This is a genomic window from Mesorhizobium sp. M7A.F.Ca.US.002.01.1.1, from assembly GCF_004022955.1.
Classification (GTDB): Bacteria; Pseudomonadota; Alphaproteobacteria; order Rhizobiales; family Rhizobiaceae; genus Mesorhizobium; species Mesorhizobium ciceri.
This window is the reverse complement of record NZ_RZQE01000584.1, coordinates 1-3,188: the sequence shown is the minus strand read 5'-3', so window position 1 is coordinate 3,188 and position 3,188 is coordinate 1. Positions and strand designations below refer to the sequence as shown.

The following is a 3,188-nucleotide window of genomic DNA, read 5'->3' as shown; positions in this document are numbered from 1 at the left end:
CAGGCCCAAACCGGAGATTCCCCCGGCCGTCGACGACATCGCCCAACGGGTGTCATGGGTTCGCGACTTCGGCGGCGGCGACTGTTTCTATGCGACGATGACCTCAGCAACCGACAAGGCTGCCGCGATCGAAGGCTTTGGAACATCGGTCCAGCCATTCGAAGGCATGCTGGCCGAGTTCCAGGCCAAATTCCATGTCGAGCCGGACATCAGCGTCCGGCTCATTGAACCAAGCCAATGCGAAGTCACCAATTTTCTGCGCTTTATCGGGCAGACCGCATCAGACAAGCCGCAGCTTGTTCTCGATCGGACATCGGTGCCAAACGGTACGCCGATCAGCGGAACGCTGGTGACGCGTGGCGGGCTCAGGTCCAGCGTGCTGTTGATCGACCATAAAGGCATGGTGTTCAATCTCGACGACCGCATCGTCGTAGAACCCGGCAAGGCTACTTTCAGCATCCCGATTGGTCTCGGGGCCGCCGACAAAGCCGCCGGAAAGGCGGTGCCGCAGATCATAATGGTGATCACGGGCCCTCAGGACATCCAGGCAGCCGCGTTCTCCACGCCCATGCCAGCCTCGGTGCTGCTCCCCAAGATTCTCGAAGAAATCGAGACCGACGGGTCTCAATTCTCGGCCACCGCCCAGTATTTCCGGCTCGGCGGATAGCATGGGCGCCCGATGCAACTCAGCCGCTCTGACCCGCCGGTAAGGCAGTTTGATCCGGTTCGGGCCCCTGCCCTGCGTGGCAGCATGAGGCTTGCGGTCATGGGGGGGGCGGCCCTGTTTGCCGTGCTGTCATCCAGCGAAGCGCGCGCCGAGTTCACGGTCTGCAATCAGACTCTGGATGTCGTCAATCTCGCCGTCGGCCAGAAGGTCGACAATGCGGACCAGACCGATGGCTGGTGGACCATCGGCGCCAATCAATGCGTAAACGTCATTCGTGAGGAACTGACGAACCGCTACATCTACATCTACGCAACGGACGTGTTTGGTCATGCGATCCTCACAGGATCGACCGAAATGTGCATTGAGCGGCGACGTTTTTCGATACGCGGCATCGACGAGTGCTGGCAGCGCGGCCATATCGCGGCACAATTTCTTGAAGTCGATACCCTCGAACAGGCGCGGTGGACTTTCTTCCTTACGGGAAGCAATCCGTGACGCACGGTATCGACACGAGCTTCAGGCAGAAAAAGCAGGCGCGCGCGGCCCTTCGCAGGCGCACGCTTCGGCACAGGCTTGTTGCCGGTCTCGCGGTGGCTGTGCTGCTCTCTATCGCCGCCGGTTTCTACCTCACCGCCGAGTATTGGTCGTTCGGAGACGAAGACGAGGAGTTGCATGCGGTCGAAGGGGCGGACGATATGCCGGCGGACGCATCCGTGTATGTGCCAGCCATTATCGATCTGGCGGGGGACCCGATGTGGATCACGCTGGCGCCCGATGCCAGCGCCGCAACCAAAGGCCGGACAATGCCGCGCCCGGCGGAACTCAACCAGGCCGGCGTTTCTCCACAGATCGAAATCCTGTCTGACGTCATGCTTAGCGCGAGCGAAAAATTCATGACAACGATACCGTCGACGCAAGAGGATTTTGCATTCTTCCAGGCGCAACGAAAGACTGCTGCCCCACCATCCGGTGATCTGCAGAATGATCTTGAGCCATCGCCGATAGAGGGGGAACCAGCCGCAGCGCCCGACCAAAGGGCGGACGCCGATGATCCCGAAGCCGGCTGGGGCGAGACCATCGATGCGGGCGATGCAGCCCTTCCCGCATTCCAGAAGACGCAGATCGAAAACAACACGAGTGTCGCAACCGTCTCGAATGAGTATCAGCGGTTCGAGGCGACCGAAGACACGTTCGTGAAAATCCTCAACGACCGCTCTTTGGACAGCGTCGCGCTCGATGCGCATTTCTCCGCAGAGGACGCCAAGCTGGCAGGGCAAGCGCTGAAGGCGCTTTTCAACCGCGACGGCCTGGAACCGGGCTATGTCATCGCCATGCGTGGTTTCAGGCCGAGGCGCGAGACGACGACCATGTCGCTGATGCAGGTGTCCATCTACGCCAAGAACGTCTTTGTCGGCACGCTGACACGCAATGCGGCGGGCGCATTCGTATCGGGTGTCGATCCCTGGGTCCGTGAAGATCTGTTCAACTATTCGGGCGCACAGGGGGAAGGCACGCACAAGCGGCAGTATCGCCTGCTCGACGCGATCTACTCGACGGCGGCTCGCAACAGTGTTCCAACCGGCGTGATCGGCGAAGCGATCATGTACCTATCGCGAGGGCAGGATCTGGACGCCTTCGCCAGCGAGGACCAGCGCCTTGTGCTGATCTACTCGCAAACGCCGCGCGGCAAGGGCGAGACTGACGGGCGTGTGCTGTATGTCGGCGTGCAGGGCACCGAAAAGAGCCTCGACTGTTTCGTCTTCCAGCTGAGCGAGGGCCAGTTTGCGTGCGTTACCGGTGACGATCAGGTCCGCTCGCTGACGGTCACCAACGGCATGGTCACGCCCGTCAACGGGGTGATGACATCCACCTTCGGGCCACGCAAGCATCCAATTCTCGGCACCGTTCGCATCCACAAGGGCGTCGACTGGGCGGCTCCCGTTGGCACGCCGATCGCAGCCGCCTTCGATGGTGAGATCACCTTCCAGGGCGATGGCGGCAGCTATGGCAATCTGGTGAAGATCTCGCACCCAAACGGGCGCGAGACGCGCTATGCGCATATGCTGAGATTTGCAATCGGGACCGGTGTCGGAACCAGGGTGAAAGCCGGCGATGTGATCGGCTATATCGGCACCACCGGCCTTTCGACCGGGCCCCACCTGCATTTCGAACTCTACCAGAATGGCGCAGCGATCGACCCACTCGGCACGGTCACCGCGGTCGCTTCCGACGATTCCGCGGTCGAGACGCTCACCGACCGTATCGTTCATGTCGAAAGCGGCGGCAGCGCTCGCGCCAAGAACCCAAATTCCTCAGCAACCGGTGCAGGGCAATTCATAAGCAAGACCTGGATCAGGATGATGAACACCTACCGCCCGGAACTTGCGCGCACGCTGTCGACAGCCGACCTGCTCGCACTGCGCTACGACGCCACGATCTCGCGTGAGATGGTTCGCAACCTGGCTCGCGAAGGCGAGGCCTATCTTCGGGAGCGTGGTCACCAGATTACGGCGGGGAGACT

At 61.2% G+C, this 3,188-nt stretch carries 2 protein-coding genes and 1 pseudogene; all 3 read left to right on the top strand.

Going from position 1 to position 3,188, the window contains the following annotated elements:
* Positions 1–667, top strand: a pseudogene (locus EN932_RS32355) (serine/threonine protein kinase); the annotation flags it as partial.
* An 84-nt stretch (positions 668–751) separates the two neighbouring features.
* Positions 752–1,162 carry a DUF1036 domain-containing protein gene (locus EN932_RS32350; RefSeq protein ID WP_164755300.1) on the top strand — a complete coding sequence of 137 codons (411 nt, stop codon included), beginning with the start codon at positions 752–754 and terminating at the stop codon, positions 1,160–1,162.
* Positions 1,159–3,188, top strand: a 2,030-nt coding sequence (locus tag EN932_RS32345; RefSeq protein WP_164890736.1) for a M23 family metallopeptidase, incomplete at its 3' end; no start/stop codon positions are given. The genes EN932_RS32350 and EN932_RS32345, both read left to right, overlap by 4 nt.

Bases quoted from the DNA above. Each gene is read 5' to 3' on its own strand.
- EN932_RS32350 (WP_164755300.1), top strand. From the start codon at position 752: ATGAGGCTTGCGGTCATGGGGGGGGCGGCCCTGTTTGCCGTGCTGTCA.